This is a genomic window from Stenotrophomonas sp. 22385 (genome assembly GCF_052045085.1).
Classification (GTDB): Bacteria; Pseudomonadota; Gammaproteobacteria; order Xanthomonadales; family Xanthomonadaceae; genus Stenotrophomonas.
Window position 1 is genome coordinate 157,756 of record NZ_JBQEOG010000004.1, and the last position, 26,120, is coordinate 183,875.

General features: G+C 63.6%; 27 protein-coding genes. 14 read left to right on the forward strand and 13 right to left on the reverse strand.

The window, feature by feature from the left end; genetic code table 11:
* Entirely contained in the window at nucleotides 1-498 is a 498-nt protein-coding gene (locus ACTJI4_RS09185) for a YciE/YciF ferroxidase family protein (RefSeq protein ID WP_392923810.1), read from the forward strand.
* Between the two features lie 64 nt (nucleotides 499-562).
* Here ACTJI4_RS09185 and ACTJI4_RS09190 read toward each other — a convergent pair whose 3' ends face one another.
* The 4 genes from ACTJI4_RS09190 to ACTJI4_RS09205 form a co-directional block, all read right to left on the reverse strand.
* Nucleotides 563-1,201, reverse strand: a complete 639-nt coding sequence (locus ACTJI4_RS09190; protein ID WP_440869134.1) for a DUF6766 family protein — start codon at nucleotides 1,199-1,201, stop codon at nucleotides 563-565.
* 167 nt (nucleotides 1,202-1,368) lie between these two features.
* A complete protein-coding gene (locus tag ACTJI4_RS09195; RefSeq protein WP_440869135.1) occupies nucleotides 1,369-2,178 on the reverse strand; it encodes an OBAP family protein in 810 nt (269 codons plus the stop codon).
* A 37-nt stretch (nucleotides 2,179-2,215) separates the two neighbouring features.
* Entirely contained in the window at nucleotides 2,216-4,789 is a 2,574-nt protein-coding gene (gene ligD, locus ACTJI4_RS09200) for a DNA ligase D (RefSeq protein ID WP_440869136.1), read from the reverse strand.
* 13 nt (nucleotides 4,790-4,802) lie between these two features.
* Nucleotides 4,803-4,979 carry a DUF3606 domain-containing protein gene (locus tag ACTJI4_RS09205; RefSeq protein ID WP_392923821.1) on the reverse strand — a complete coding sequence of 59 codons (177 nt, stop codon included), beginning with the start codon at nucleotides 4,977-4,979 and terminating at the stop codon, nucleotides 4,803-4,805.
* Between the two features lie 428 nt (nucleotides 4,980-5,407).
* Here ACTJI4_RS09205 and ACTJI4_RS09210 point away from each other — a divergent pair, with 428 nt between their 5' ends.
* Nucleotides 5,408-5,725: a hypothetical protein gene (locus ACTJI4_RS09210; protein ID WP_440869137.1), complete on the forward strand. Its 318-nt coding sequence runs from the start codon at nucleotides 5,408-5,410 to the stop codon at nucleotides 5,723-5,725.
* 31 nt (nucleotides 5,726-5,756) lie between these two features.
* On the opposite strand, the gene ACTJI4_RS09215 is transcribed toward ACTJI4_RS09210, so the two are convergent.
* Nucleotides 5,757-6,266, reverse strand: coding sequence for a ferritin-like domain-containing protein (locus tag ACTJI4_RS09215; RefSeq protein WP_392923826.1), 510 nt, complete (start codon nucleotides 6,264-6,266; stop codon nucleotides 5,757-5,759).
* Between the two features lie 209 nt (nucleotides 6,267-6,475).
* On the opposite strand from ACTJI4_RS09215, the gene ACTJI4_RS09220 reads away from it, so the two are divergent.
* From ACTJI4_RS09220 to ACTJI4_RS09245, 6 genes are all read left to right on the forward strand, one after another.
* Nucleotides 6,476-7,342, forward strand: coding sequence for an SDR family oxidoreductase (locus ACTJI4_RS09220; protein WP_440869138.1), 867 nt, complete (start codon nucleotides 6,476-6,478; stop codon nucleotides 7,340-7,342).
* A gap of 90 nt (nucleotides 7,343-7,432) precedes the next feature.
* Nucleotides 7,433-9,235 (forward strand): glycoside hydrolase family 15 protein, encoded by a 1,803-nt coding sequence (locus tag ACTJI4_RS09225; protein WP_440869265.1) that lies wholly within the window; start codon nucleotides 7,433-7,435, stop codon nucleotides 9,233-9,235.
* Between the two features lie 133 nt (nucleotides 9,236-9,368).
* Complete coding sequence (locus tag ACTJI4_RS09230; protein ID WP_392923834.1) at nucleotides 9,369-10,904, forward strand: arylsulfatase; 1,536 nt, start codon at nucleotides 9,369-9,371, stop codon at nucleotides 10,902-10,904.
* A 153-nt stretch (nucleotides 10,905-11,057) separates the two neighbouring features.
* A complete protein-coding gene (locus ACTJI4_RS09235; protein ID WP_440869139.1) occupies nucleotides 11,058-11,960 on the forward strand; it encodes a hypothetical protein in 903 nt (300 codons plus the stop codon).
* Nucleotides 11,961-12,010: 50 nt separating this feature from the next.
* Nucleotides 12,011-12,844, forward strand: coding sequence for an EAL domain-containing protein (locus ACTJI4_RS09240; RefSeq protein WP_440869140.1), 834 nt, complete (start codon nucleotides 12,011-12,013; stop codon nucleotides 12,842-12,844).
* A 180-nt stretch (nucleotides 12,845-13,024) separates the two neighbouring features.
* Entirely contained in the window at nucleotides 13,025-13,174 is a 150-nt protein-coding gene (locus tag ACTJI4_RS09245; protein ID WP_392923839.1) for a hypothetical protein, read from the forward strand.
* Nucleotides 13,175-13,191: 17 nt separating this feature from the next.
* Here the strand turns inward: ACTJI4_RS09245 and ACTJI4_RS09250 are convergent, their stop codons facing one another.
* Nucleotides 13,192-13,773 carry a TetR/AcrR family transcriptional regulator gene (locus ACTJI4_RS09250; RefSeq protein ID WP_392923841.1) on the reverse strand — a complete coding sequence of 194 codons (582 nt, stop codon included), beginning with the start codon at nucleotides 13,771-13,773 and terminating at the stop codon, nucleotides 13,192-13,194.
* A gap of 176 nt (nucleotides 13,774-13,949) precedes the next feature.
* Between ACTJI4_RS09250 and ACTJI4_RS09255 the strand changes: the two genes are divergently transcribed.
* The 3 genes from ACTJI4_RS09255 (at nucleotide 13,950) to ACTJI4_RS09265 (ending at nucleotide 16,967) form a co-directional block, all read left to right on the forward strand.
* The gene (locus ACTJI4_RS09255) at nucleotides 13,950-15,047 is read left to right on the forward strand and encodes an alkene reductase (RefSeq protein WP_440869141.1); all 1,098 of its coding nucleotides are present in this window, start codon (nucleotides 13,950-13,952) and stop codon (nucleotides 15,045-15,047) included.
* A 59-nt stretch (nucleotides 15,048-15,106) separates the two neighbouring features.
* Nucleotides 15,107-15,892 carry an SDR family NAD(P)-dependent oxidoreductase gene (locus ACTJI4_RS09260; RefSeq protein WP_440869142.1) on the forward strand — a complete coding sequence of 262 codons (786 nt, stop codon included), beginning with the start codon at nucleotides 15,107-15,109 and terminating at the stop codon, nucleotides 15,890-15,892.
* A gap of 73 nt (nucleotides 15,893-15,965) precedes the next feature.
* Nucleotides 15,966-16,967: an NADP-dependent oxidoreductase gene (locus ACTJI4_RS09265; protein ID WP_440869143.1), complete on the forward strand. Its 1,002-nt coding sequence runs from the start codon at nucleotides 15,966-15,968 to the stop codon at nucleotides 16,965-16,967.
* 42 nt (nucleotides 16,968-17,009) lie between these two features.
* Here the strand turns inward: ACTJI4_RS09265 and ACTJI4_RS09270 are convergent, their stop codons facing one another.
* Nucleotides 17,010-17,372, reverse strand: a complete 363-nt coding sequence (locus ACTJI4_RS09270) for a hypothetical protein (protein ID WP_440869144.1) — start codon at nucleotides 17,370-17,372, stop codon at nucleotides 17,010-17,012.
* Nucleotides 17,373-17,423: 51 nt separating this feature from the next.
* On the opposite strand from ACTJI4_RS09270, the gene ACTJI4_RS09275 reads away from it, so the two are divergent.
* Nucleotides 17,424-17,627 carry a hypothetical protein gene (locus ACTJI4_RS09275; RefSeq protein ID WP_440869145.1) on the forward strand — a complete coding sequence of 68 codons (204 nt, stop codon included), beginning with the start codon at nucleotides 17,424-17,426 and terminating at the stop codon, nucleotides 17,625-17,627.
* Nucleotides 17,628-18,074: 447 nt separating this feature from the next.
* On the opposite strand, the gene ACTJI4_RS09280 is transcribed toward ACTJI4_RS09275, so the two are convergent.
* The 5 genes from ACTJI4_RS09280 to ACTJI4_RS09300 all read right to left on the reverse strand — a co-directional run bounded on the left by ACTJI4_RS09280 (nucleotide 18,075) and on the right by ACTJI4_RS09300 (nucleotide 23,015).
* Complete coding sequence (locus ACTJI4_RS09280; protein WP_440869146.1) at nucleotides 18,075-18,392, reverse strand: hypothetical protein; 318 nt, start codon at nucleotides 18,390-18,392, stop codon at nucleotides 18,075-18,077.
* Nucleotides 18,393-18,790: 398 nt separating this feature from the next.
* The gene (locus ACTJI4_RS09285; RefSeq protein ID WP_440869147.1) at nucleotides 18,791-19,081 is read right to left on the reverse strand and encodes a hypothetical protein; all 291 of its coding nucleotides are present in this window, start codon (nucleotides 19,079-19,081) and stop codon (nucleotides 18,791-18,793) included.
* Nucleotides 19,082-19,199: 118 nt separating this feature from the next.
* Entirely contained in the window at nucleotides 19,200-19,694 is a 495-nt protein-coding gene (locus ACTJI4_RS09290; protein ID WP_440869148.1) for a hypothetical protein, read from the reverse strand.
* 246 nt (nucleotides 19,695-19,940) lie between these two features.
* Entirely contained in the window at nucleotides 19,941-21,323 is a 1,383-nt protein-coding gene (locus ACTJI4_RS09295) for an aldehyde dehydrogenase family protein (RefSeq protein ID WP_440869149.1), read from the reverse strand.
* Between the two features lie 36 nt (nucleotides 21,324-21,359).
* Nucleotides 21,360-23,015: an acetolactate synthase large subunit gene (locus ACTJI4_RS09300; RefSeq protein ID WP_440869150.1), complete on the reverse strand. Its 1,656-nt coding sequence runs from the start codon at nucleotides 23,013-23,015 to the stop codon at nucleotides 21,360-21,362.
* A gap of 165 nt (nucleotides 23,016-23,180) precedes the next feature.
* Here ACTJI4_RS09300 and ACTJI4_RS09305 point away from each other — a divergent pair, with 165 nt between their 5' ends.
* Nucleotides 23,181-23,582, forward strand: a complete 402-nt coding sequence (locus ACTJI4_RS09305; protein ID WP_440869151.1) for a response regulator — start codon at nucleotides 23,181-23,183, stop codon at nucleotides 23,580-23,582.
* 24 nt (nucleotides 23,583-23,606) lie between these two features.
* On the opposite strand, the gene ACTJI4_RS09310 is transcribed toward ACTJI4_RS09305, so the two are convergent.
* A complete protein-coding gene (locus ACTJI4_RS09310) occupies nucleotides 23,607-24,569 on the reverse strand; it encodes an alpha/beta hydrolase (RefSeq protein WP_440869152.1) in 963 nt (320 codons plus the stop codon).
* 128 nt (nucleotides 24,570-24,697) lie between these two features.
* Between ACTJI4_RS09310 and ACTJI4_RS09315 the strand changes: the two genes are divergently transcribed.
* Nucleotides 24,698-26,119, forward strand: a complete 1,422-nt coding sequence (locus ACTJI4_RS09315) for an FAD-containing oxidoreductase (protein WP_440869153.1) — start codon at nucleotides 24,698-24,700, stop codon at nucleotides 26,117-26,119.
* Nucleotide 26,120: the final 1 nt, after the last annotated feature.

The following is a 26,120-nucleotide window of genomic DNA, read 5'->3' on the forward strand; positions in this document are numbered from 1 at the left end:
ATGGCGATCAAGACTGCAGAAGACCTGTTCATCCACGAGCTGTCGGACATCTACAGCGCCGAAAAGCAGCTCACCAAGGCATTGCCGCGCCTGGCCCGTGCCGCGACCAATCCGGACCTGGCGGCGGCGTTCGAAACCCACTTGGAGGAAACCCAGGGCCAGATCGAGCGCATCGATAAGGTCGTGGAATTGCTCGGCATCCGGCTCAAGCGCATCAAGTGCGCCGCCATGGAGGGCCTGGTCGAGGAAGGCAAGGAGGCCATCGACAGCATCGAGGAAGGCCCTGTGCGCGATGCGGCCCTGATTGGCGGCGCACAGAAGGTGGAGCACTACGAGATCGCGTCCTACGGCACGATCGCCGCGCTTGCCAAGCAGCTTGGCTACAAGGATGCCCTCCCGTTGCTGCTGGAGACCCTCGAAGAGGAGAAGGCAACCGACGAGAAGCTGACGATGATCGCCAAGGCCGGGGGCAACGCCAAGGCCGTGAAGGCTGCCTGATCCGTCAGCTGCAACCAAGGAGCGGCACCGTGTGCCGCTCCCTTTCCATAAACAAGTCCAGCCTTCAATCTCCCGTTTGACTGTGCGGGGCTGCCATGGGCTTTGATTGCGGCGAATCTTTCTGGCGAAGGAAGATGGTCAGCACCACCAGGGCCAGTACGGCCAGGAACTCGCTTTGCCAGTTCTGGAAGGACTCAAACCAGAAGCTGCTGCTGAAGAGGTGTTCCAATGCAGTGGGCGCGGGAAGGCCTTTGGACACGCTTTCATCAACCTCACTTCGCCAGCTTCCCGCCAGGTGCAGGCAGAAGCTCACAACGAACAGCAGCGTGAACGCGATGGCCAGGGAATGCCCATACAGAATTTTCCACACGCCGCCCTTGCGGACAGGCCACGGGGTTGGGCCGTCTTCGACGCGCTCATGCTCCTCGCTCTCAGACAGCGGGCGAGACTCGGCAGATCCCTTCTGCCTGAGCGATACGGTCAGAAGTACATACATCCCCATCTGCAGAAACTCGCTCTCCCAATTCTCAAACGTCGCGCTGACGAAGTGTCCACTGTGCAGATAACTCCAGAGATCCAGCAGCGGTCGATGTGCCTCACGCAGTTCTTCGTTGTGCGTGAGAAACCCGCTCCACACCTGCCCGAGCAAAGACCCAATCAGCAGCAGGAACAAGACTATCGAAAGGCCATTCTTTTTCCACATGTCCGCTCGCCCACTTCCTTCGTCGGCCCCTGAGTGCAAGGGGTGCCAGTGACGATAGGATCAGCCTCGTGCGGGCCGCGTGAGCGTGGCGTTGACCTCTTCAGGGAGGCCCCGCCCGGCCTGCTTCATCAACTTGGTGTAAACGCCATGCATGGACCGTGAGGTGGTCACTGGCTGCTTGAGCCATTCGATTTCGCGTTCACATCGGGCCTGGAAGGCCTACGTACCCTGCTTTCCGTGTCATGGGCTTGCGCCCCGCTGGCGTCTTCGATCTGAATTACGGTGCCCTTCTGCCAAGCGTCTGCGCCCGGGTCGATCGTGGGCGTCGCTATGTCGGCGCGGCGCTTTCGCTTGTCATCGCTGCTGACACCAAGCCGCGCGTCGCGAGCGGCCACCATCGCCGGGTCGGCCTGGCCATCGGCCGTGAAGCCCATCATCAACTGGGGCATGCCGCGCGGAAGGTCCTTGTCCAGGTCGGTGTGCCAGGTATGCCAGGTTTTCCCGTACGTACGGACAAGCTTTTCCATCAGCTCATGCTCGGCAACCTCAGGAATCCCGGGCGCCGTCAGCTGGCCCGATTTCACTTCCTGGACGTGGCTGTGCCACAGGGCCTTCTCCTGCTCAGGGAGCCCGGCAAACAACGTTTCACTGATGATGTATTCCACGCCCATCAGTTTGGCGTCTTTGACATTCCCATCATAGATGGTGCATTGGATGACATCCTCATTGAGGATCGAGCAGTAGTGGTGCGCTTCCATCTGCACGTCCATCTTGCCGTTGTAGAAATGGAAGCCGTCCAGGTAGGCGTTGATGGCCTCGATGGGCGGCCGGTCCTGCAGCACCGCCGCGCCGGTCTCCAGCGCCTTGGTCTTCGCCGTTTCGTCGGCTCCGGGGGCTTGCACGCTGGACTCGGTGTTTCCGCCTCCACAGGCGGTCAGAGCGAGCGCGGCTGCGGCGGACAGGATGGATCGATGCATGGCGGTTCACTCCAGATAGGTTGCAGGGCAGGCAGGATCAATCGTCCTGCGCCCAGCGGGCCAGGTTCTGCTGGATCGTGTCGATGTCCGCCCAAGGATCTTTCCTGCGTCGCGCCAGTTTCGCCGGCACGTCCTTCATGGTGAAGGCATCGGCTCGGCTCAGCTTCGACAGCTCACTCCAGGCGATGGGCATCGCCACCGGGGCGCCCGGCCGACCCCGCAGGGAGTAGGACGCGACTGCGGTCGCCCCGCGGCCGTTACGCAGGTAGTCCACGAAGATGCGCTTGTTCCGCATGCTCTTGGTCGACGTGGCCAGGAACCGGGTGGGCTCTGACTGTGCCAACGCGTCGGCAAACCCCTTGGCGAACCGCTTGGTCAGGTCCCAATCGCAACCCGGGTTCAACGGCACCACCACATGCAACCCCTTCCCTCCCGACACCCGCAGGAACGACTCCAGTTCCAGCTGTTCGAGCAGCTTGCGGATATCCAAGGCCGCCTTCTTGACGTCGGAGAACGGCACGTCCGGGCCGGGATCCAGGTCAAAGACCACGCGGTCGGCCCTGTCCGGCGCTTCTGCGTGACTGCCCCATGGATGGAACTCCAGTGCATTGAACTGAACCAGCTCAAGCAGGCTGGCTGCATCCCGGACCACCAGATAGTGGGCGTTGATGCCGCTGTCTTCTTTCAACCGAACCGAATCCACCAGCTCCAGGCCTGCCGTATGGTGCTTCTGGAAGAAACACGGCTTGGCGGTGCCGCTCGGGCACCGGATGATCGACAAGGGGCGACCAATGACCTCGGGCAACAGGCGGTCCATCACGGCGGTGTAGTAATCCCACACGTCCTGCTTGGTGGCCTTGATGTCAGGAAAGATGACCTTGGTCGGACTGGACAGCGCGGGGGGCGTGCGGCCCTCTGCCACTGCCGGGGCACTGCCTGGCAGTAAGGCCGTCTTGAGCCGCCTGCCAGCGCTTGCAGGCTCCATGGCATCGACGGGCTTTTCGACCGGGGCCGCCCTGTCCGAGTCGGCCAGGTCGGCCACGTCCTTGTCCCGCCGGATCGCCTTGAGTGAGGATTGCCGGAGCAGTTGCTGCCCGCCAATGCCGCGATAGAAAACCTCCACCACGAATCTCGGTTCAAACCACGTGGCCGAGCGGAGGTCGGTGTCCTTGGTCGGAACATAGGCGGTAGGCGTCTTTCCTCCGGCTCGGCCTATCAGCTGGCCTATCTCTTTAAGCAGTACGTCGGAAAAGCCCGAACCTACCCTGCCGACATAGAGCCACCCGTGCTTCGGGTCAGGCTTGGCCAAGAGCAGCGACCCAAAGCCCGAGCGGCTACCCTTGGGAGCGGTATAACCCACCACTGCAAATTCATCGCTGGCCAGCTGCTTGGTCTTCTTCCAATCCTCGCTGCGGCCGCCGTGGTAGGCCCGGTCCGCACGCTTTGAGATGATGCCTTCAAAGTGGCGCTCGCCGGCAAGCTGGAAGGCCGATTCCCCATCGCCCTCGATGTGGGAGCTGTAAGCCAGGTGCCCGGGGTTCCCCTCCAACAGCTCCTGGAGGAGTTCCTTACGCTCCAGAAGGGGTGCATCGGCTACGTCTATTCCATCAATGTGCAGCAGATCGAACAAGGCATACGCCAACGTGCCCTGCCGTTCTCCGGACAAAGTGGCCTGGAGGAGGTTGAAGTCCTCTTTCGTGCCGTTGCCGGCGATGAGCTCCCCGTCCAGCGCCCCCGACTTCAGCCCAAGGGCTGCAACGGCATCTCTGATTTCGGGAATCTTTTCGGTCCATTCCAACCCATTGCGTGACCAGAGGCGCACTTGGCCGTCGGCAATGGTGGTCAGTATGCGGTAGCCATCCCACTTGATCTCATGCACCCAGTGCTCACCTTGGGGTGGGGACTCACCGAGCTTGGCCAGCTGCGGTTCGAAGGGCCCGTCTGGCGGCATGGCCTTCCTGGCCTTGGTCAGCCCGGCGGCCTTCTTCGCCCAATTCTTGCGACCGCCCATCTTTGGCAATGCGACGGCTGTGAGCTTTTTCTTTTGGGCCTTGCCGGCCCCTGCCCGCTTCAGATCTTCCGGAGGCGGTGCGGTGACGTCACCCAGCAGGTCATCCGCCTCCACATCGCTCGCGAAGGCATCGTCCTCTTTGAACAGGAGCCATTGCGGCCGCCTGGCTGGCTTGCCCGAGCGGACCAGGTGCCAACCGCCTTTGAGCTTGGTGCCGAACAACTCGAACCGTAGATGCCCCTTGGCCAGCTGGGCTTCCGGATCACCCGAGGTGGCCCACACACCGTGATCAAACTGGGCGACATGGCCGCCGCCGTATTGCCCCTTCGGAATCTCACCTTCGAAGCCTGCGTAATCCACGGGATGGTCCTCTACCTCCACCGCCATGCGCTTGACCTTCGGGTCATAGCTCGGTCCCTTGGGAACGGCCCAGCTCTTGAGCGCGTCACCCACCTGAAGCCGGAAGTCGTAATGCCGGCGGCTGGCGTGGTGAAGCTGCACCACGAAGATCGCCCGTTGCCCGGATGGCAGCGTCTTCCCTGGCTCTGGCTCTTTGGTCTTGTCGAAGCTCCGCTTGCGGCGGTACTCGGTGAGGGACATGCCCTACTCCGTGCTACTTGCCAAGGTGGTCACGCACGGCCGCTGCTGTTGGGCCAACGGCTTTGACCGCCGCTCGGAGCTCTTCGGCGCTGACGCCCAAGGCCTTGGTCCAATACCGGAGCTCGTAATCTTCGTTGACGTTGATGCGGTCCCGGTCCGGGCTACCGGAGTTCTTCTTGTCATCGGTCATGGTGAATTCTCGTGTCAGGAATGGGTTTCGTCCGCGGACTATCCGCCGCGGCGAGGGCACGCCGCGTCAGGACTGCGTCAATGACCCGTCAAATCTCGACACTAAGACGAACACACCACCTTGCAGTGCTGTGGCCTACCCTGCCAGTTGATCGACCTGCGGTCGGCATCAGATTGACCATGAACGTCAGACCCCATTCAAGTGCTGTTTCCTGGCGCCCCTGATCATGATGGAACATGTTGATCTGGCATATCCTGTATCTGGTCTGGTTAATCGCCGGAGCCTTGGATTTCTCGCTCCATTGAGCCAGCAGCATCGAATCCACTTCAGGCCTGCGGGAGTCCAGACTGCATCTGGTCCAGATCGCCATCCTCGGGTTGGCGGCAACGCTGTGGCTCAGCTTTCAAGCTTCGCCGGCTGTTTTCGCCTTGCTCCTTGCGCTGGTGACCCTGCACGCAGTGACAGGCTACTGGGATACGCGCGTTGCATATCCCAAGCGCGCCATCCAGCCTCTGGAGCAGCACGTCCACAGCATTCTGGATATCGCCCCGTGGATAGCGGCAGGGGCCATTTACTGGTCGATGCCCAGCGAGGCTTATGGCTCCCCATTCATGCTGCACCCCAGACCGCTGGCTCTGTGGCTGTTCGCCTTTCTGCCGACCCTGTTCCTGACCGGCGTGCCGGCTGTCCACGAGTTCTGGCGTTGCTGGACTTACAAGAACCGTCAGACCCATCGGAGGGCATAGCACGCTCCGATGGGACGGTTGATTTCAGGACTTACTTCTTGGCCTCGACACCTGGCGTGGCGTCGCGAACCATGAACTCTTCTGTGATTTCCGGGAGGTGAGCGGCCAGCCATTCCGCCATTGCCTCTTCCTGCACCAGAATCTCCTCGCAAACCCGCGCGGTTTCGGCGTCACCCGCTGTCTTTGCTGCAGCGATGAGGGCGGTGTAAGACGCGATTTCAAAATGTTCGAACACGTAACCGGCCATTGCCCCTTTGACAATCTCGTCAGATGCAGTCATCCCACCAACCGCCTGGCCGAATGCAGCCATCTTGCCCATGACGTCCTTGATGGTGGAGGGCGAACCGCCCAGCCGTTTGATGCAGCCTTCCAGCAGCTCGCGCTGGCCGATCGTTTCCTGAATGTGCTCTTCGATGCGGGCCTTCAGAACAGGATAGTGCTCGATGCGGGACGCTTGCCCCTTGAGCATGGTTTCCGCTTGCTGTTCCATCGCGTGTGCGTCACGCAGCCAGTCCATCAGGTTTTCTTTGATTTCGGCCATCGGTTTCTACTCTTTCGGTTGGAGGAAAGACACCCTAGCGATCGAGGCATTGCCGCTAAGCGATGCTCCAGTGAAGAATGGGCGAACAGGACCGCTCCACATCTGCAGCATGCCCCTGAGCCTGCACATCACATCTACACCGCTGGGCCGCGACGTTTACCATCCCGACCGCACACTGGCCGTTCTTCAACCCCCTGGAGGCTCAGCCCATGCCCGTGCCCAACTATCCAAAACCGCCCTTCAAAGCCCAGCAGCAGTCCTTTCCTGGGAAGACTGACAAGCTTGATCCTCGGCCGGACCATGGTGAGGACAGCTACGTTGGCCACGGCCTTCTCAGGGGAAAGAAAGCTCTGATCACCGGCGGCGACAGTGGCATCGGTGCCGCAGTGGCCATCGCCTACGCCCGCGAGGGGGCGGACGTAGCGATTGCGTTCCTTGAGGGGGAGGAGAAGGATGCCGCCCGCATTGGCGCCCTGATCGAAGCGGCGGGCCAGAAAGCCGTCCTGTGCCCCTGCGACATAAGCGACGACGCGCAGGCTGCGGCGCTCATCAAGCAGGTCACGGCCGAACTCGGCGGCTTGGACATCCTGGTGAACAACGCTGCGTACCAGCGCTATTACGAGTCATTCGACGACATCACCCTGGAGGACTGGCGCAGAACATTCGAGACGAACGTGCATGCCGTGTTCAATCTCACCCGCCTGTGCGTGCCACATCTGGAGGATGGAGGTTCGGTGATCAATACCGCGTCGGTCAACTCCAAGAAGCCCACGCCCAACATCCTTCCCTATTCGGCCACCAAGGGCGCGCTCGCCAACCTGACCATCGGTCTGGCCGGTCTTCTTGCCGAGAAAGGAATTCGTGTCAACGCGGTGTTACCCGGCCCGATCTGGACGCCTTTCATTCCAGCCGGGATGGCTGCGGAAGAAGTCGAGCAGTTCGGCAGCCAGACGCCCTTTGGTCGTCCCGGCCAGCCGGCCGAGCTGGCCTCTGCGTACGTGATGCTCGCGGCCGACAGCGCCAGCTACACCTCCGGAGCGCTGCTCACCATCTCCGGCGGCGCCGTCACCCTCTGATCTCCTGGCCGACCAAATGACCCGTATTGATGAGGGGGTACTGAGCGCCACCAGCGGCATGCTGCTGCCGTGACCGCTGGGGCTGGAGATATCGACAAGGTGCGCGTGGAGCGAGACCCGGACGGGTATGCGCCCATCCACGCGTATGCCGCGCTCGGCGATGGGCGCTCAAGCGCGCTCATCGCGCCGGATGGCAGCATTGATTGGTGGTGCGCCCCCTGCATGGACGCTCCCCCATTGCTCGACCGTCTGCTGGATGCCCCTGCCGGCGGTCGCTTTGTCCTGCAGGCCCGGGACACTCAGCAGGTCCAGCGGCGCTACCGTGATAACAGTAACGTATTGGAGACTGTCGTCCGCACCGCGACCGGCCTGGCTCGCGTGACCGAGTCGCTAAACAGCGGCCCCGCCGGTCGGCTGCCTTGGTCGGAGCTCGCTCGCCGGGTGGAAGGCATCGAGGGGGAAGTTACCTTCGATCTGCTTTACCAGCCTGGCACCCGTGCCGGTACCTGCACGCCTTGGATGAGCGACACCCCCAATGGACGCGTGCATCATGCCGGCCCCGTAATGACAATGCTGCGCCATTCTGAGAGGGTGGAGATCGATAACTGCGACGACCGTGAAGTACGTGGCAGTCTCAGGCTTGCTGCGGGGCGCCGGGAAGTCATTGCACTGCTGGTCTCCCAGGACGAAGTACTCCCCGTCCCACCTTTGGCCGACATCGACACCCGTATTGACCGTTCTGACCGGGAATGGCGTGAATGGGTGGACGATCTGCACTGCCATGCAAGCCGCCATGCAGAGGTGATCCGATCAGCACTGGCGTTGAAGTTCCTGTGGTTTGCTCCCACCGGCGCCATTGCTGCTGCGGTAAGCGCCTCGCTGCCCGAACGCATGGGCGGGGACAAGAACTGGGACTATCGCTATGCCTGGGTGCGCGACGCGGCCTACGTGATCAAGACCTTCCTTCGCGCGGGCGCCCTGCCCGACGCCAAGGCCGGCTTCAGCTGGCTGATGACCACCATTGGCCGACATCGACCGGGTCTCTCGCCCTGCTATACGCTGCGAGGCGATCGCGTCGAAGAGGAACGCTACATTGATGTGCCCGGGTATCGGAACAGCCAACCGGTGCGTATCGGCAACACCGCTACTGACCAGTTGCAGACCTGTGCCTATGGCGACGTACTGGAAATGGCAAGCCGGATGGTCGCCGCCGGCCACGTTCTGGACCCGGCCACTGCGCGCCTGCTGTTCGAGCTGGCCGACGAGTGCGCCGACAGTTGGATGCGGGAGGACCACGGCTTCTGGGAGCTGGAAGACCCGCAGCACTACACCATGTCGAAAGTGGAGTGCTGGATGGCGCTGCGACGCGCCTGCGAGCTGGCCGAGCAGGGACACATCACCACTGCCCGGCTTCCACGCTGGAAGCGCGAGAAGGAACGCGTCCTGGAGTGGATCGACGAGCATTGCTGGGACGAAGGCCGGCAAAGCTACGTAATGCACGCCGGCAATGACCGGCTGGACGCCAGCCTGATGTTGGCGTCGCGCTTCGGGCTTGCCGAGGTGCGCCGGGCGCGATTTGTCTCCACCCGCGAGGCGATCCGTCGCGAGCTGTCGGACCAGAGCGGTGACCTGCTTTGGCGCTACAGCGGCATGCAAGGGAGCGAGGGCACGTTCATCAGCTGCGCGTTCTGGATGGTGGAAGCCTACGGCCTGCTGGGCGAAGCGGACGAAGCTACGCGGTTGTTCGAATCGTTGTTGGCTCGGGTACAGAACGACGTGGGCCTGATGTCGGAGATGTGGGACCCGCAGGCTGAGCAGGGGCTGGGCAACACACCACAGGGCTTGAGTCACCTGGCGTTGGTGCATGCGGCCTACGCCCTCGATGGCGATTAGCGAGATCGTTCTGGGTCCACCCGCTCAGACCTGGCGGGGCGAAGACTTACTGAGCCCAGGCCAGTAGAAACACGGTTGTCGACACTTGGCCCGCCCGAACATTCTGGCCACCAGTCCCTGCCCCGGAACAGCCATGTCAAGTACCGCCAAGAAGCCCAACATCCTCGTCATCTGGGGTGACGACATCGGGATCACCAACCTCAGCTGCTACTCGCGGGGATTGATGGGATACCAGACCCCAAACATTGATCGGCTCGCACGCGAAGGCATGCTGTTCACCGACAGCTACGGCGAGCAGAGCTGCACGGCGGGGCGCTCCTCCTTCATCACCGGCCAGAGCGTGCTGAGGACGGGGCTTTCCAAGGTTGGCATGCCCGGGGCACCGGTGGGCATGACCGACAAGGCCGTCACCATTGCCGCCCTGCTGAAGGAGCAGGGCTACGCCACCGGCCAGTTCGGCAAGAACCACCTGGGCGACCTCAACCACATGCTGCCCACCAACCATGGGTTCGATGAGTTCTTCGGCAATCTTTACCACCTCAACGCCGAGGAAGACCCCGAGGACCATAACTACCCCACGGACAAACGCTTCCGCGACCGCTTCCTGCCGCGCGGGGTGATCCACAGCTGGGCGACCGCTGAGGATGACGCCACCGAGGAGCCACGGTGGGGCCGCGTGGGGCGCCAGAAGATCGAGGATACCGGGCCGCTGACCCGCAAGCGCATGGAAACCATCGATGACCATTTTGCCGAGGCGGCAAAGGATTTCATGCGGCGCGCGGATGAGAGCGACACGCCCTTCTTCGTATGGTTGAACACCACCCACATGCACTTCATCACCCACCCCAAGCCGGAGAGCAAAGACCAGGCAGGCCGCTGGCAGTCGGACTACCACGACACGATGGTTGACCACGACAAGCTGGTGGGTGAAGTGCTCGATTACCTCGATGAACTCGGTCTGGCCGAAGACACCCTGGTGATGTATTCAACCGACAATGGACCGCACCGCAACACCTGGCCCGACGGCGGCACCACACCGTTCCGCAGCGAGAAGAACACCAACTGGGAGGGCGCTTTTCGGATTCCGCTCTTGGTGCGATGGCCCGGCCAGGTCGAGCCCGGTTCGGTATCCAATGCCATCGTCCAGCACCATGACTGGCTGCCGACCTTCCTGGCGATGGCCGGGGCTCCTGACATCGTGGACAAGCTCAAGGCGGGCTATCAGGCAATCGGCCGCACCTATCGCAATCACATCGACGGCAGCAGTCTTCTGGAGCACATCACCGGCAAGGACCCTGACGGTCCGCGCAAGCTGTTCTTCTACATCAGCGATGACGGGGACATCCTGGCGCTGCGCTACGACAACTGGAAGTTCGTGTTCCTTGAACAGCGCTCAAAGGGCACGCTTGAAGTTTGGGCAGAGCCGTTCACGCGGCTGCGCGTGCCCAAGCTGTTCAACCTCCGCACGGACCCGTTCGAGTTCGCCGACATCACGTCCAACAGCTACTGGGACTGGTACATGCATACCGGCTACTTCTTCTTCCTCGCGCAGGACGCTGCGGCCGCGTTTGCGGAGACGTTCAAGGAATTCCCGCCGATCCAGAAGCCAAACACGTTCACCATTGACGATGCGATCACCAAGATGGCTGAGGCTACAGTGCCTGGCTGATGGCGCCGATCACGGAATCTCACTGATCCTTGGCATCTTTGCGCGGACGCCCTATCCTGCCGGCAGCCGATAAGGGTAACTGCGGCGCCGTACGCGAGTGCGGTGCCGACACGAACCCGCGACGCGCTCTGATTTCCGTTCAAGGATGATGCCGTGCCCCCTGCTGTTGCCTCACACCGCCTGCGCCGCAGGCGCATTGCCCTGTTCGCCGTGCTGGCTGCATCGGCTGCACTGTCCCTTCCCGCCGCCGCACAGTCGCTGCGCTGTGGCACCTACAAGAACGCGGATAGTGGCGCGGTACTGCGGGTGGAAAGCGCGGCGCAAGGGCAACGCCAACTGCCCGGCCAAGCCGCCGAGCCGTATCACCTCCAACGCGACGGCGACCAGTTGCTCACAGCCAACCTGGTTGATCGCAGCATGGCGACCCTGTCGATCAGCGCCGATGGCCGCAACCTCGAGGACGACACGGACCACTACACGCTCGACAGCGAGGCCGCCTGCCAGGCAGAGCCGACGTTCGCGCCGGACAGTTGCCGTGCCGATGTGGCCAGCTGCATGCGCCAAATGTCCTGGGCCGGCGTGGACAGCTACCGGCAATGGTGCCGAGAGGGCATCCCGGCCGCCTGCACGCGTCTGATCGAGAACTACAATTTCATGGCACGCAGCGAGTGGGCAATCGCAACGGTCATGGCCGACGACAGCATCCCGTCCAGCAGCCCGAACGTGTGCCAGCAAGACGATGCTGCGTTCGATGCCGGGGCCTGCCGCCAGGCTGACAATGCGGAGCGCATACAGGGGGTCGGCAAGGCGTTCGAGCTGGCCAAGGACATGCCCAGCGAACCCACCCTGCCCGATGAGCAGCTGGACGAAGTGGCCCTGTTGTGCCGCGAGCAGCCCAGCGCCGCCTTCTGCACTGCGGTGGCGTCTGCACTGCGCACCGCCGGGCGGTTGCCTGCGGCGCGTGAGGCGCTGCAGCTGGCCTGCGGCATGGGCAATGGCGCCGAGGCCTGCGTTCACGTGGCCGACACGCCAGGCGAGGCGTCCACATTGCCCTGATGGGCATTGCCTTATGCTCGTGGCCCCAACACGGACACGGAATCAACCGCATGACACCCACCGATCTGCGCGCCGGCTGTGGACGTTGCCGCAACGCAGATCCCTTGCCGTTCGAATTCAGTTACGCGTTCCAGCCTATCGTAGATGTGCGTGCCCGCAGGGTATTCGCCCACGAAGCGCTGGTACGCGGCCCGGCCGGCGAACCCGCAGGTTCAGTATTGCCCCGTATCACGCCGGAGAATCGATACTCGTTCGACCAGGCCTGCCGTGAGAAGGCCATCCGGATCGCGTCGCAGCTGCAGATGCAGTCCGCGCTTTCGATCAATTTTCTGCCAAACGCGATCTACCGGCCCGAGGTCTGCATACGCTCCACACTCCAGGCGGCGGCTCGGCATAAATTTCCGGTGGAGCGCATCATCTTCGAAACCGTGGAGGGTGAGCGGATCAGCGACGGAAAGTGGCTGGCTGAGATCCTGAACGAGTACAAGCGTATTGGATTCAAGACGGCCATCGATGATTTCGGCGCGGGTTTTGCCGGCCTGAACCTGCTCGCCGATTTCCAGCCCGACATCGTCAAGCTGGACATGGCCTTGGTTCGGGGAATCGACCAGAGCCCCTCGCGGCGGGCGATCGTGGCGGGTGTGATGGCCATGTGCGGGCAGCTGGGTATCGATGTCATTGCCGAAGGGATAGAAACCAGCGATGAGGCGCACTGCCTTTCTGATCTTGGGATCAGCCTGATGCAGGGCTTCTGGTTTGGCCATCCCCAGTTCGAGCGCATCGTGCAGGATGCAGATATCTTCCGGGCCGTAGAGCTTACATGCCGCGAGACTGATTCAGGTGCCGGTGCTGTTACAGCTGGTCCTGCCCATGGAGCGCCGTGATCCCCTGCCCGCTTCGGCTGAGGCTTCACCTCCACCACACACGGCCACCATCAGCCGCCCACGCGGGCGGGCCCTGTTCCGCTGTTCTGGCCTCTCGATGGCGGAGTCAGCATTCCGACCGGCGTCCTTCCGAGTGCTGGATCGCTGGCGTTCGACAACTACTATCTCTGGCGGAACCTGTTGATCGAGATCGGCGTGCTGGGCCCGGCATTCGCGCTCCTGGTCGCTGTGTTCGGCCGCCGCGGGTTCCGTCAGCTTGCGGGATGGACGCTGTTTTTCCTCCCGGCCTGGGCCGCATTTCTGACCTGGTCGATTGCGCTGGGGAGATAGGCAGACAGCGGCACGCGTCAGCCGTTGGGTACACCCGACAGCCGCGCCAGCACGTCTGCCCGGCACACATCCAGGATCTCGTCCGCCAGCGGTGAGTCGTCCGGGCAGGCCCTGGACAACACCAGCGCACCGACCGCTTGGGCCATCAAGGCGATACGCCGCGCACGCAACTGCCCGGGTGTGAGGCTGTCTCCTTGGCCTTCTGGATATCGAGATACGGCCAGCTGCGCCTCGATACCGGCTGCAAAAGCTGCCTTGACCTGATCCGATTGCCGCGCCGCGTCCGTAGCGAGAGCTGACATGGTGCAGCCCTGGCCTGGCGTGTCACGGTGCTGGCGGGACAGGTAGTAGCTCATGAAGCTCGCCGCATCCATGTCGGCGGCGGCAAGGGCCGATTTCGCAAAGCCGCAGCTCGCCGCCTCAGCCATCAGGTCGCCCTTGGACCCGAAGTGCTTGTAGAAGCCGCCATGGGTAAAGCCCGCGGCCGCCATCAGGTCTGCCACGCCTATACCGTCGTAGCCCCGTTCCCTGAACAGGGTGGATGCGGTGTCGACGATGTGCGCCCGGTTGGCCTGGGCCTGCGCCTTGGTGACCTTCATACGGGTTGTCTCTTGATGCTCTGCCTTGCTGGATCCGGAGTTTATCACGGATAGATTATTGTCATCATCAATCCATTGACATCTAAGATTACGGTCATCATCATTAAACCCTGCAGCCGGCGACACTGCTGGCCCGCCTTTGTCACCCCACAACGATCACGACCCTGCCCCCCCCCATGACGACTTCGCCGCTCTTCCAGCCTTATCCCCTTGGCCCGCTTACCTTGTCCAACCGTATCGTGATGGCGCCACTGACGCGCAACCGCGCCGGTGCCGGTCTGGTGCCCAGCCCGCTGGCCGCCACCTACTACGCACAGCGCGCCTCTGCCGGCCTGATCATCACCGAGGCGACCCAGATCTCGGCGCAGGCCCAGAGCTACCAGGACACCCCAGGGCTTTACACGCAGGATCAGATTGATGGCTGGCGCACGGTCACCGAAGCCGTGCACGCACGCGCCGGACGCATCTTCGTGCAGCTGTGGCACGTGGGCCGCATCTCGCATGTGGACCTGCAGCCGGGCAACGCCGCGCCCGTGTCCGCATCGGCGATCCGCGCGCAGACCAAGACCTTCGTCCACAACGGCTTCGTTGATGTGTCCGATCCGCGCGCCCTGGAGATCGACGAGCTACCCGCCATCGTCCACGATTTCCGCCAGGCTGCCGCCAATGCGATTGCCGCCGGGTTCGACGGTGTCGAAATCCACGGTGCAAACGGCTACCTGCTCGAACAGTTCATCAAGGACGGCGCCAACCAGCGCGCCGACGCCTACGGCGGTTCGATCGAAAACCGTGCGCGCCTGCTGCTGGAGGTGGCTGCATCGGTGGCTGCTGAGATCGGCGCCGATCGCACCGGCGTGCGCATCTCGCCGGTCTCTCCGGCCAACGCCATCGCAACCCTCAGCGACCCGCAGCCCCAGTACGATTACATCGTCGATCAGCTCAGCGCGCTCGGCATCGTCTACCTGCATGTGGTCGAAGGCGCGACGGGCGGCCCGCGCGACGTCGCCCCGTTCGATTTCGACGGCCTGCGCCGCCGTTTCAGCGGCACCTACCTGGCCAACAACGGCTATGACCTGGAACTGGCCGACGCGCATCTCGCCGCTGGCAAGGCCGACCTGTTCGCGTTTGGCCGTGCCTTCATCAGCAATCCGGATCTGGTCGAACGCTTGAAGACCGGCGCGCCCTTGAACGCCTTGAACCCGGCCACGCTGTATGGCGGTGGCGCGGAAGGCTACACCGACTACCCCGCCCTCACCGAAACGCTCCCGCAGTAACCGTGCGGCCAGCGCCGCGCTGCGTCCCCGTTCGCCCATCACATTTCAAGAGACACACCATGAGCCTGCCTACTGTCCTCATCACCGGCGCCTCCAGCGGCATCGGCACCGTTTATGCCGAACGTTTTGCTCGCCGCGGCCACGATCTGGTACTGGTCGCGCGCGACAAGGGGCGGCTGGACGCACTGGCCGAGCGCCTGCGCCACGACACCGGCGTTGCCATCGACGTGCTTCCGGCCGATCTCACCCAGCGCAGCGACCTGGCTAATGTTGAAACCCGCCTGCGCGACGATGCCCGCATCGGCATCCTGATCAACAATGCAGGCGTCGCTCAATCCGGCGGCTTCACCGAGCAGTCGGCCGACCGCATCGAACAGCTGATCACACTGAACACCTTGGCCCTGACCCGCCTCGCCGCGGCCGTCGCACCGCGCCTGGCCAACGCCGGCGAAGGCGCGATCATCAATATTGGTTCGGTGGTTGGGCTGGCGCCGGAGTTCGGCATGTCCGTGTACGGTGCGTCCAAAGCCTTCGTGCTGTTCCTGTCGCAGGGACTGAGCCTGGAGCTGGCGCCGAAGGGCGTCTACGTGCAGGCCGTGTTGCCTGCCGCCACGCGCACCGAGATCTGGGAGCGTGCCGGCATCGACATCAACACGTTGCCGGAAGTGATGGATGTCGGCGAGCTGGTCGATGCCGCCCTGGTCGGCTTCGATCGCCGCGAAAACGTCACCATTCCGCCGTTGCATGCTGCCGAACGCTGGGACACGCTGGATGCCTCCCGCCAGGGCCTGCTCTCGGACATCCGGCAGGCGCAGGCGGCGGAACGCTATCGCCCCGCCGAGTGAAGCCCTGACCGAACGACGCCACCCTCCCTGCCCCGCAGCCCGACGCCACCCCTCATCCAGAAGCACACCGCGCATGAAAGCCTTCCTCATCGACCGCTATGGCAAGAAGGAGACCGGCCGCATCGGCGACGCCCCAGAGCCCTCGCTGCGGGATGATGATGTCCTCATCCGCGTGCATGCGGCCAGCGTCAATGCGCTGGACACCAAGATCCGCACCGGGGAGTTCAAGCTGATCCTGCCCTATCGCCTGCCGCTGATCCTTGGCAACGATATGGCCGGCACGGTGGTCAGTGTGGGTGCAGGGGTGCACCACTTCAAACCAGGCGATGAAGTGTATGCGCGTCCCGATGATGATCGCATCGGGACGTTTGCCGAGTTCATCGCGGTCAACGCCGCCTCGGTTGCGCTCAAGCCCAGCAATCTCACCATGGTGGAGGCGGCCTCACTGCCGCTGGTCGCGCTGACCGCATGGCAGGCGTTGGTCGAAACCGCCCAGATCAAGCCCGGTCAGAAGGTATTCGTCCAGGCCGGCTCCGGCGGCGTCGGTACCGTGGCGATCCAGCTGGCCAAACATCTGGGCGCCTTCGTTGCCACCACCACCAGTACGGCCAACGTCGAGTGGGTGAAGGCATTGGGCGCCGATGTCGTCATCGATTACAAACAGCAGGATTTCGCCACTGAACTGCGCGACTACGATGTGGTGCTCAACAGCCTGGGCAAGGATGAACTGACCCGCTCGCTGCAGATCCTCAAGCCGGGCGGACATCTCATCTCCATCTCCGGACCGCCCACTCCCGCGTTTGCCGTGGCGCGCGGGCTTGCCTGGCCGCTGAAGCAGATACTGCGCCTGCTCAGCCGTGGCATCCGCAGCAAAGCCAGGCAGCGGGGCGTGGCGTACACGTTCCTGTTCATGCGCGCCGACGGGCGTCAGCTGAGCGAGATCACCTCGCTGGTGGAGTCCGGTGCCATCCGCCCGGTCATCGACCGGGTCTTCCCTTTCCAGGATACCCGGGGTGCGCTGGCCTATGTGGAGAGCGGGCGGACCAAGGGCAAGGTGGTGGTGGAGATGGCGTAGCATCCAGTGTTACGGGGCGGCAAGGACCTGATCCGGAACTCATCAATGCGCATTGATCCACACTTGCGCCAAGCCGAGGAAGTCGGGATAGCTCAGTCCTTCGTACTCCAAGCCTCGGGACGAGCAGATGGACGGTAGCTCTGCCGCGAACTTTTCGTAAGCACCGAACACTCTTTGGTCACCCGGGATGTCGTTTCGTCTTGATTCCTGGGTCAGCCACGTGCGGATGATGCGAGAGATGCGACGAGGCGCGCCGTTGTGGGCCGACAGATCCTGCCCGGCTATATCGGACAGGCACTTCTGTGAAGCGAATCGCGTATGTTCCATGATCAACGCCGAGCGACCTGCAAACCGCTTTCCGCCGAAGCGCTTCGAGCCTATGACCATTCCCAATTCAAATGGCATGTTGAAGCGCGGCAGATCGTTGAAGGAATCAAGCTGGACAGCGGATAGGTCATGAATACTGTACTGCGACTATTTGATCAGGCGCGTGATCTTGTCCATTCGAACTTCAGAGCCATCCCCAGCCTCCAGCGCCGATCGTGGCAAGAACCCACACAGAAGAACAGTGAAGATCGCGCATTGGAAAAGGGGCCGGAAGTCATCTGTGAACGGACAGTTGATGAAGACGTGGTTCGCGCAGCTCGCGTCAATCCCTGACGTAATCATAGTCCAGGCTATTTCCTTTTCATTACTGAGAAGACAGCACTGATGCGCTGGGCTTTGGTCAGACTGCATCCATAGACGCGGAATTTTCTTAGCGGGAACGTGCTGGTGTGTCCTCTCACTGGCCCGGCCAGTGCAAGAGAGGATTTCGGCGCCGAGCTCTTTCGCCTGGACGCCGGCGCTTCCGCGCCGGCTTTGGCACTTGCCGTGCCGGGTGCCGCAGCCGCTCCGCGCGCAGCCTTCTTTGCCTTGTGGGTTGGTGCGCGCTCGGCTGGTGTTTTAGGGGCCGGTCCGCTTGATGTCTTTGTCATTGTTCGCCCTGCTTCGGCGTGTGAGCCGAGGTTCTTCTTGACGAAGAGTGTACGTTCGCATCGAGTTCTGCGGATCGCGAGATCGCTGTTCTGTGCGGCCAGTCTCAGCTGTGAACGATGCTGGACGTGCTCATTGCTTATCAAGCATGACGGGAGTGCGCACAGCTTTGCGATACGCCACCGAAGGCATGTCGGTGACGCCAGCTTGATCAACCGAGAGGATGATGACGCCCGGCCTTGTTTCAACATACAACCGGGTGCCAGGTTCGATGCCGAGAGCGTGAATCCACAGCCCGCGCAGCTTGAGGCAAGGAATGGGCGGGCAGCCGGGAAAGGTCACCAGGCCGTCGTGGTGGAGCGCGTTGGTCATGACGCTTTTGGGCTTACGCCACCAGAGCTTTTGACTGGCGATTGCGCTGGAAGATGCGTCGGTGGAATGGCTGGACATGGTGGAACCTCCGTTAGGGAGCGTCCCTCGCCGGGATGGCGAGGGAGTCGGGAGGTTAAGAACCGCACAGTCCGGCGCGACGTATTCCCGCGAAGGTGTTGTATTTCGTCACCCTCCCGACATGTTACGTCCAAGTTGCTTCGTACTGTGGGAGTTCTTACGCTCCGAGGTTCAACCATGTCGCGAACGTGAGCATAGCGGAAGTTGTTTTGATCTTTTGATCGGCCGCGTTTGATCGGCGCCATCTATATGTGTCGTGGAATGGGCGGTTTGCGTGCAATTTCGTGCGGTGCGGCGTGTCTTCGTCGGCACCAGATCACGTCTGCGGCGTTCAACGCGTCACAGGCGTGCAAAGCGGGAATACCGAACGCATGACGCATCCGACGCACGGTGCGCGATCAAGCGCGGGTCAGCGCAATCCAACGGTAGCCCACGTACACCCCGCCCGCGACTACCGGCGCCAGACTCATCCAAAGCGGCAGCTTGAGCACGAAGAGCATGATCATGCCGGCAGCGAGGGCCAGGATCGAAAGGCCGATCACCCACGCATTGAACACAGCTGTATCCGCCGCATCCTCACCCCACGAATTCGCCGGCCGGCCGTTCGCGGCACGCTGCCGACGCAGTACCCAGATGTCGGTCACGAAATCGACAATGCCTTCCAACAGGTCACCGATGAAGCCAGACATGGTCAATCCTTGGACGGCAGGCTGAATGCGCCGATCGTCAAGGCTACCCACTGGCCCGTCAAGTGCCCCACCGGGGCAGGCGTACACCCACCTGCCCCGTGCCTCCCCCGCCGTTGTTTCAGGGGCTATCGCGGCGAATGGCCAGCGCGACGGCTTCGGTGTAGGAAATTTTCAGCAGGTCACCCCGCTTTACGCTGGGCAGCTTGGCCCGCAGGTCTTCGCGCTCCACCGCGATGATCTGGGTGTTGCCACGCGGCCCTCGCAGCGCAATGGTGTTGGCCACCGGGTCCACGGCCGCCACTTCGGTGACGATCTCGATGGTGTTCGAACGCGCCCCACCCGGCGTGGCGCCGCGGATCGGCACGGTACCCGCCTGCGATTTGGTCACGCCGACCGGCGCACTGCCTGCCGGCTGCAGGTCCAGGGCGACGGCGGCCTGGTAGTCCAGGGTGACCGTGTCGCCCACCTTCAGCTGGTTGAAGTTGCGCACGTCGGCGCCCGCGATGAAGTCCAGGCTGCTTCCGTCGGCACCGGTGACCGTCACCGCGCGGGTGCGGGTGTCGATGGCGGTGATCTGGCCCTGCAACGTCACCGCAGCAGAAGCCGCTGTCATGGGGCCCGGCAACGACCGGGGCGCAGGCGCTGAGGGTTCAGCAGGCGGCGGTGTGGTTTGGCACCCGCCGGTGGCGAGCGCTGCAACGATGAGCGTGACGGAAGACGCAAGTGCCAGGAAGCGCATGTGACTCTCCAGAACAAGGCGGGCGGCGGATGCTGTGCTATTGCACCAGCTGCCCTACCCCTGCGCCCCCGTACAACTACTGTGCTTCGCCCAGAAAACATACCGTTTCCGGGCCTGGGCTCAGCTCCTGCGCATCAGGATCATCTTTTCCTGCGACATGTCCCGCATGGTGTACGGAATGCCGCCGGTGCCATAGCCCGATTCCCGGCGGCCGGCGAACGGCATCCAGTCGGTGCGGAACGCGGTCGGGTCGTTGATCATCACGGCCGAGGCATCCAGGCGGTTGGCGGCGCGCATGGCCACGTCGATGTCCTGGGCGAAGATGCTGGCCTGGAATGCGGTGGGCAGCGAGTTGGCCTTGGCAATGGCCTCGTCCAGCTCGCTGTAGCGATACACCGCCACCACCGGCCCGAAGATCTCCTGCGTGGTCACCCGTGCATCATCGGCTGGATTGAGCAGCACGGTGGGCTGCAACGTGGTTTCGGAAAGGCGCTTGCCGCCGGTAGCGAGCTTGGCCCCGCCCTTGACTGCCTCGTCGATCCACTCGGCCACCCGGTCGGCTTCGCGCGGCTGGATCAGCGGGCCTACTTCGGTGTCCTTCAGGGTGGGATCGCCGGTGCGCAGCTTCTCCACGCGTGCGATGAGCGCTTCGGTGAAGTCCTCGGCAATGTCGTTGTGCACGAAGATGCGCTGGGTGGATACGCACACCTGCCCGGCGTGGTAGTAACCGCCCTTCACGATGGGCTCGATGATCCTGGCCAGGTCCGCACTGCGGTCCACAATGGCCGGCGCCACGCCGCCATGCTCCAGCGCCGAGCGTGCGCCATGGGCGAGCTTGGCATGCAGCGACCAGCCCACCCGCGCCGAGCCGATGAAGCTGAGGAAGGCCACGCGCTTGTCGGTGGCCAGCGCTTCGGCCAACTCATTGCCTTCCGGAATGAAGCTCTGGCACCACGGCTCCGGCAGGCCCGCCTCGTGGACCATTGCCACGAACTCCAGGCACGACAGCGGCGTGGTGGAGGCCGGCTTGATGATGACCGGGCACCCCACCGCGATGGCGGGGGCAACCTGATGGACGATGAGGTTCAACGGGTGGTTGAACGCCGAGATGGCAGCCACGATGCCCAGCGGCTCCTTGGTCGTGAACGCCCAGCGGTTTTCCGCCGCTGCCGACAGGCCCATCGGGATCTCGCGGCCGGCGAAGTTGCGCAGCTCGTCGGCGGCGTTGTGCACGCCATCGATGGCGCGGTTGGTTTCGACAATGGCATCGGGCAGCGGCTTGCCGCCTTCGCGCGCGATCTGCAGGGCCAGGTGGTCGCGCTTGGCTTCCATCAGGGCGGCCAGCCTGCGCAGGATGGCAATGCGCTGGTGCGGCTTGAGCCAGCCGTCGCGGTCCTTGAACACGCGTTCGGCATTGCCGAGCTTGCGCTCCAGCGCGTCGGCGTCATCGAACGGAACGTCCTGGATCGGGGCGCGGTCGAAGGCTTGTACTACGGTCAACATGTGGGGTTCCTTGTATTCAGTGGGCAACGGGGGCGCTTACGCACAGCCCACATCGGGGGTGCGGTTGCGCAGCTCGTCGACCAGTACGCGGGTGTTTTCGGAGTAGTCGATCGGCACGTCCAGCAGGTGCACGCCGCCGCCGGCAAAGGCGGCTTCGATCGCGGGCACCAGTTCTTCAACCGAGGTTACCCGCGTGCCCTTGGCACCGTAGGCTTCGGCGTAGCGCACGAAATCCGGGTTGCCAAAGCGCATGCCGAAATCTTCAAAGCCATCCACGGCCTGCTTCCAGCGGATCATGCCGTAGGCGCTGTCGTTGAGGATGATCACCACCAGGTTCAGGCCCAGCCGCACGGCGGTTTCCATCTCCTGCGAGTTCATCATGAAGCCGCCATCGCCGCACACGGCCAGCACGCGCCGGTTGGGGTACAGCATCGAAGCCATCATCGCCGACGGCAGGCCCGCGCCCATGGTGGCCAGGGCGTTGTCCAGCAGCAGCGTGTTGGCCACGTGGGTGCGGTAGTTGCGGGCGAACCAGATCTTGTACATGCCATTGTCGAGACAGACGATGCCGTCTTCGGGCATGGCCTCGCGCACGTCGTGCACCAGCCGCTGCGGGGTGACCGGAAAGCGGTCCTCATCGGCCCGGTCGTTGAGGCGCGACAGAATCTTCTGGCGCAGGTCGACCATGCCCTGGTCTTCGGACACCTTGCCTTCCAGCCGCTCGGCGAGGCCATCCACGGTGGCGCCGATGTCTCCAATCACCTCGATATCCGGGTGGTAGACCTGTTCGACCGTGGCGGACTGGAAGCCAACATGGATGACCTTGGGCCCGCCCTTGCCCTTCATCAGGAACGGCGGCTTCTCAACGGTGTCATGGCCGATGGCGATGATCAGGTCGGCGCGCGCCACGGCCTCGTGCACATAGTCGCCTTCGGAAAGCGCGGCGGTGCCCATGTACAGGTTCGACCCGCCGGTGACGGCGCCCTTGCCCATCTGGGTGTTGAAGAACGGCAGGCGGGTGCGCGCCACGAACGTGGAAAGCGATTCGGTCAGCCACGGGCGGCTGCAGGCCGCGCCGATCATCACCAGCGGCCGCTTGGCGGCCAGGATCGCTTCCGCTGCCCGGTCGAGCGCGGCGGCGTGGGCGATGGGGCGCTCCAGCGGGTGGACCGGGATGACCGGCACGTCTTCCACTTCTTCGCCGGCGATATCCTCCGGCAGTTCCAGATGCACCGGGCCGGGCCGCTCTTCCATGGCCACGCGGAAGGCATCCCGCACGGTGGCCGGAATGGCCGCGCCGCTGACGATCTGGCGGGTCATTTTCGTGAGCGGCTTCATCGAGGCCACGATGTCCACGATCTGGAACCGGGCCTGCTTGGCGCTCATCACCGCCTTCTGGCCGGTGATCAGGATCATCGGCCAGGCGCCCAGGTGGGCGTAGGCCGCGCCCGTGGAGAAGTTCAGCGCGCCGGGGCCGAGGGTGGCCAGGCAGACGCCCGGCCTGCCGGTGAGGCGGCCGTGGGTGGCGGCCATGAAGGCGGCCGCCTGCTCGTGGCGGGTGAGGACCAGCTCGATGCTGGAGTTGCGAAGCGATTCCAGGAAGTCGAGGTTTTCCTCGCCTGGGACGCCGAAGATGCGATCTACGCCTTCGTTCTCCAGCGCTGCAACCAATAGATCCGAGCCCTTGGGCATGGCGTTGATCCTTGCGGTGAGATTGGGTCCGACTATACCCCTGCATGCCCGAATCCCTGATGTCCATCAGGGCCGGCATTGACACTGCCCTCACGCGATTCGGCGCGGTGCCGTCACGCGCCCCGCCGTAGCGTTGCGCGTACTTCTGCCGGAACACACCTTCCCATGCCGCACGCAAGCGATTACCCCGCCGTCCATGGCTCCCTGCTGGTCGTCGAAGACGACGCCGAACTGGCTGGCCTGCTTCAGGACGTGCTGAACATGTCCGGGTATGACGTGGTGCTGGCTGGGTCCAACGCTGACGCGCTTGCCTGCCTGTCGAGTGAGCGGCGGATCGAGGCAGCCATTCTGGATCTGTCGGTCACAGACGGCACCACCCTGCCGGTGGCGGACCGCCTGCGATCTGACCGCGTGCCCTATGTGTTCGCCTCGGGCAGCGCCTGCACCCTGCCCGACGAGCATCGCTGGGCGCCGTTCTTCTCCAAGCCATTTCCCATTACGGCGTTGATCAACGCCGTCGAGTCCTGTCGGGCAACCGGCGTGCCCTACCCGGCCGCCGTGTACTGACCGCGCCGGCGGTTCTTACGGCGGTCAGCCGCCCGGCTGCTTGCCGAGCAGGTACTTGAGCCCATGTGTCAATCCGCGCGGGGCCACGCTCAGGTGGTCCTCGTCGTTGAGCACGTCCAGCTGCAGGCGCAGTGACGGGTAGTTGTGCGCGCGCAGCGCGGCCTGCATGTTCTTCGCATCGGCCACCATGTCCGCGTCGTTGCCGAAGGCCGGCGCTTCACGCTCTCCGACATACATGTACACCGATGCCTTGAGATCCTTGTGCGCGGCTGCATAGTCCTTCTCGAACCGCGACATGACATTGCGGTCGTACCAGAACGATGGACTACCCACGATGTAGCCCGCAAACATGTCCGGATCGGTGAAGAGGATCTGGCTGCCCAGCAACGCGCCGTAGGAATGGCCCAGCAAGAGGCGCCGGCTTTCGTCCGTGCGGTAGCGGCCGGCGACGAACGGCAGCACCTGCTCGCGCAGATAGGTAATGTAGGGTGCAGCGCCACCGTGCACGGCGTCTTCTGGTGCGCTGCTGGGGCCATTGGGTGTCGGGGTGTAGTCGCGCCGGCGGCTGGTCATGCCATCGTCACCCACCGAATAGGACAGGCCTACCAGGATGAACTCTTCCAGCTTGGGGCCTTCCACATTCAGGCGCCGGCCGATCTGCCGCACCAACGGAAATGCGTAGTCGGCGTCGGTCACGTAAAGAACCGGATACCTGCGGTCGGGGCTCTCGTCGTAAGAGGGCGGCAGCGCAACAAACACTTGGTACGTCCGCCCGGAAACCGGGTCGGGAACGTTCCAGACTTCGCTGCCAACGACTTCATAGGGCGCGCCTTCGCCGCGTTGGCCACCCAGTGCCGAGGCCTTGGCCGGGACCTGCGGGGCCGTCAACGACGCATCGACGAGGGACTTGGAATCGGGGGACTCAGGCGTCTTGGTACACCCGGTGAGAATCAGTGCAAACAGCACACCTGCAATCAGTTTGTTCAACGCTACCTCTCCATGGCCATCGAGCAGAAATCATACTAGTGGCACCGCGCCTCCGGGCCGGATGTGCGTGGCGCTCACGTCAACGAGTGTATTGAATGGCCATTGGTACACACAACAAGGGTCTCCCCATGTCGAACCCCTCTTCCATCCAGGGTCCCGCCGCTGCCGCCCGCGCCTTCGACGCCATCATCATCGGCACCGGCCAGGCTGGGCCATCACTGGCCGGCCGGCTGGACGCGGCGGGCATGCGCGTGGCGATCATCGAGCGTCATCTGGTGGGCGGTACCTGCGTCAATACCGGCTGCAAGCCGACCAAGACCCTGGTAGCCAGCGCCTATGCCGCGCAGATGGCCCGCCGGGGTGCCGAGTATGGGATTTCCACGGGCACGGTGAGCGTGGACATGAAGGTGGTGGAGGCCCGCGCACGCAAGGTGATCATGGATTCGCGCAAAGGTAATGAGGACTGGCTGGCGGGCATGCCCAATGTCGAACTGATTCGTGGCCACGCCCGCTTCGATGGACCGGGCAGCATCACGGTGAACGGAGAGCGCCTTGCTGCCCCCCGCATCTTCGTCAACGTGGGCGGCCGCGCGGCGGTGCCGGACATGCCGGGCCTGCACGACGTTCCCTACCTGACCAACAGCAGCATCGTGGCGCTGGATGCCCTGCCCGCCCATCTGCTGGTGGTGGGCGGCAGTTATATCGGGCTGGAGTTCGCACAGATGTACCGGCGGTTCGGCGCGCAGGTGACCGTCATCGAGCGGGCCGACCGGCTGATCACACGCGAGGACCCGGATGTCTCCGAGGCGGTGCGGGGCATCCTGGAAGATGAGGGCATCGAGGTCCGTACCGGCGCCGACAAGATTGCCTTCAGGAAGATCGACGACGGGATCGAGGTGACCTTCGAGACCACCACCGGGCCCGCGGAGGTGGCCGGAAGCCACGTCCTGATCGCCATTGGCCGCCGCCCCAACACGGACGACCTCGGGCTGGACAGCGCAGGGATTGACCGGGATGAGCGCGGTTACATCAAAGTGGATGACCACCTGCAGACCTCGGCCCCCGGTGTCTGGGCGCTGGGTGACTGCAATGGCCGTGGTGCCTTCACCCACACCGCCTACAACGACTTCGAGATCGTGGCCGCCAACCTGCTGGATGGGGAGGACCGCCGGGTGAGCAGCCGGGTTCCCGGGTACGCGCTGTACATCGACCCGCCGCTGGGCCGGGCCGGCATGTCCGAGGCCGAGGCGGTGAAGACCGGCCGGCCCCTGCTGTTCTCCAAGCGGCCCATGACCCGTGTCGGCCGTGCGGTGGAGAAAGGCGAGACCAAGGGCTTCATGAAGGTGGTGGCCGATGCCGAAACCCGGAAGATTCTCGGCGCGGCGATCCTGGGCACTGGCGGCGATGAGGCCATCCACGGCATCCTCGACATGATCAGTGCCGACCGGCCGCTGGATGAACTGCGCTGGGCGGTGCCGATCCACCCCACGGTTTCCGAATTGATTCCCACGCTGCTGGTCGATCTTGCGCCGGCACCTGACCGAGGATGAT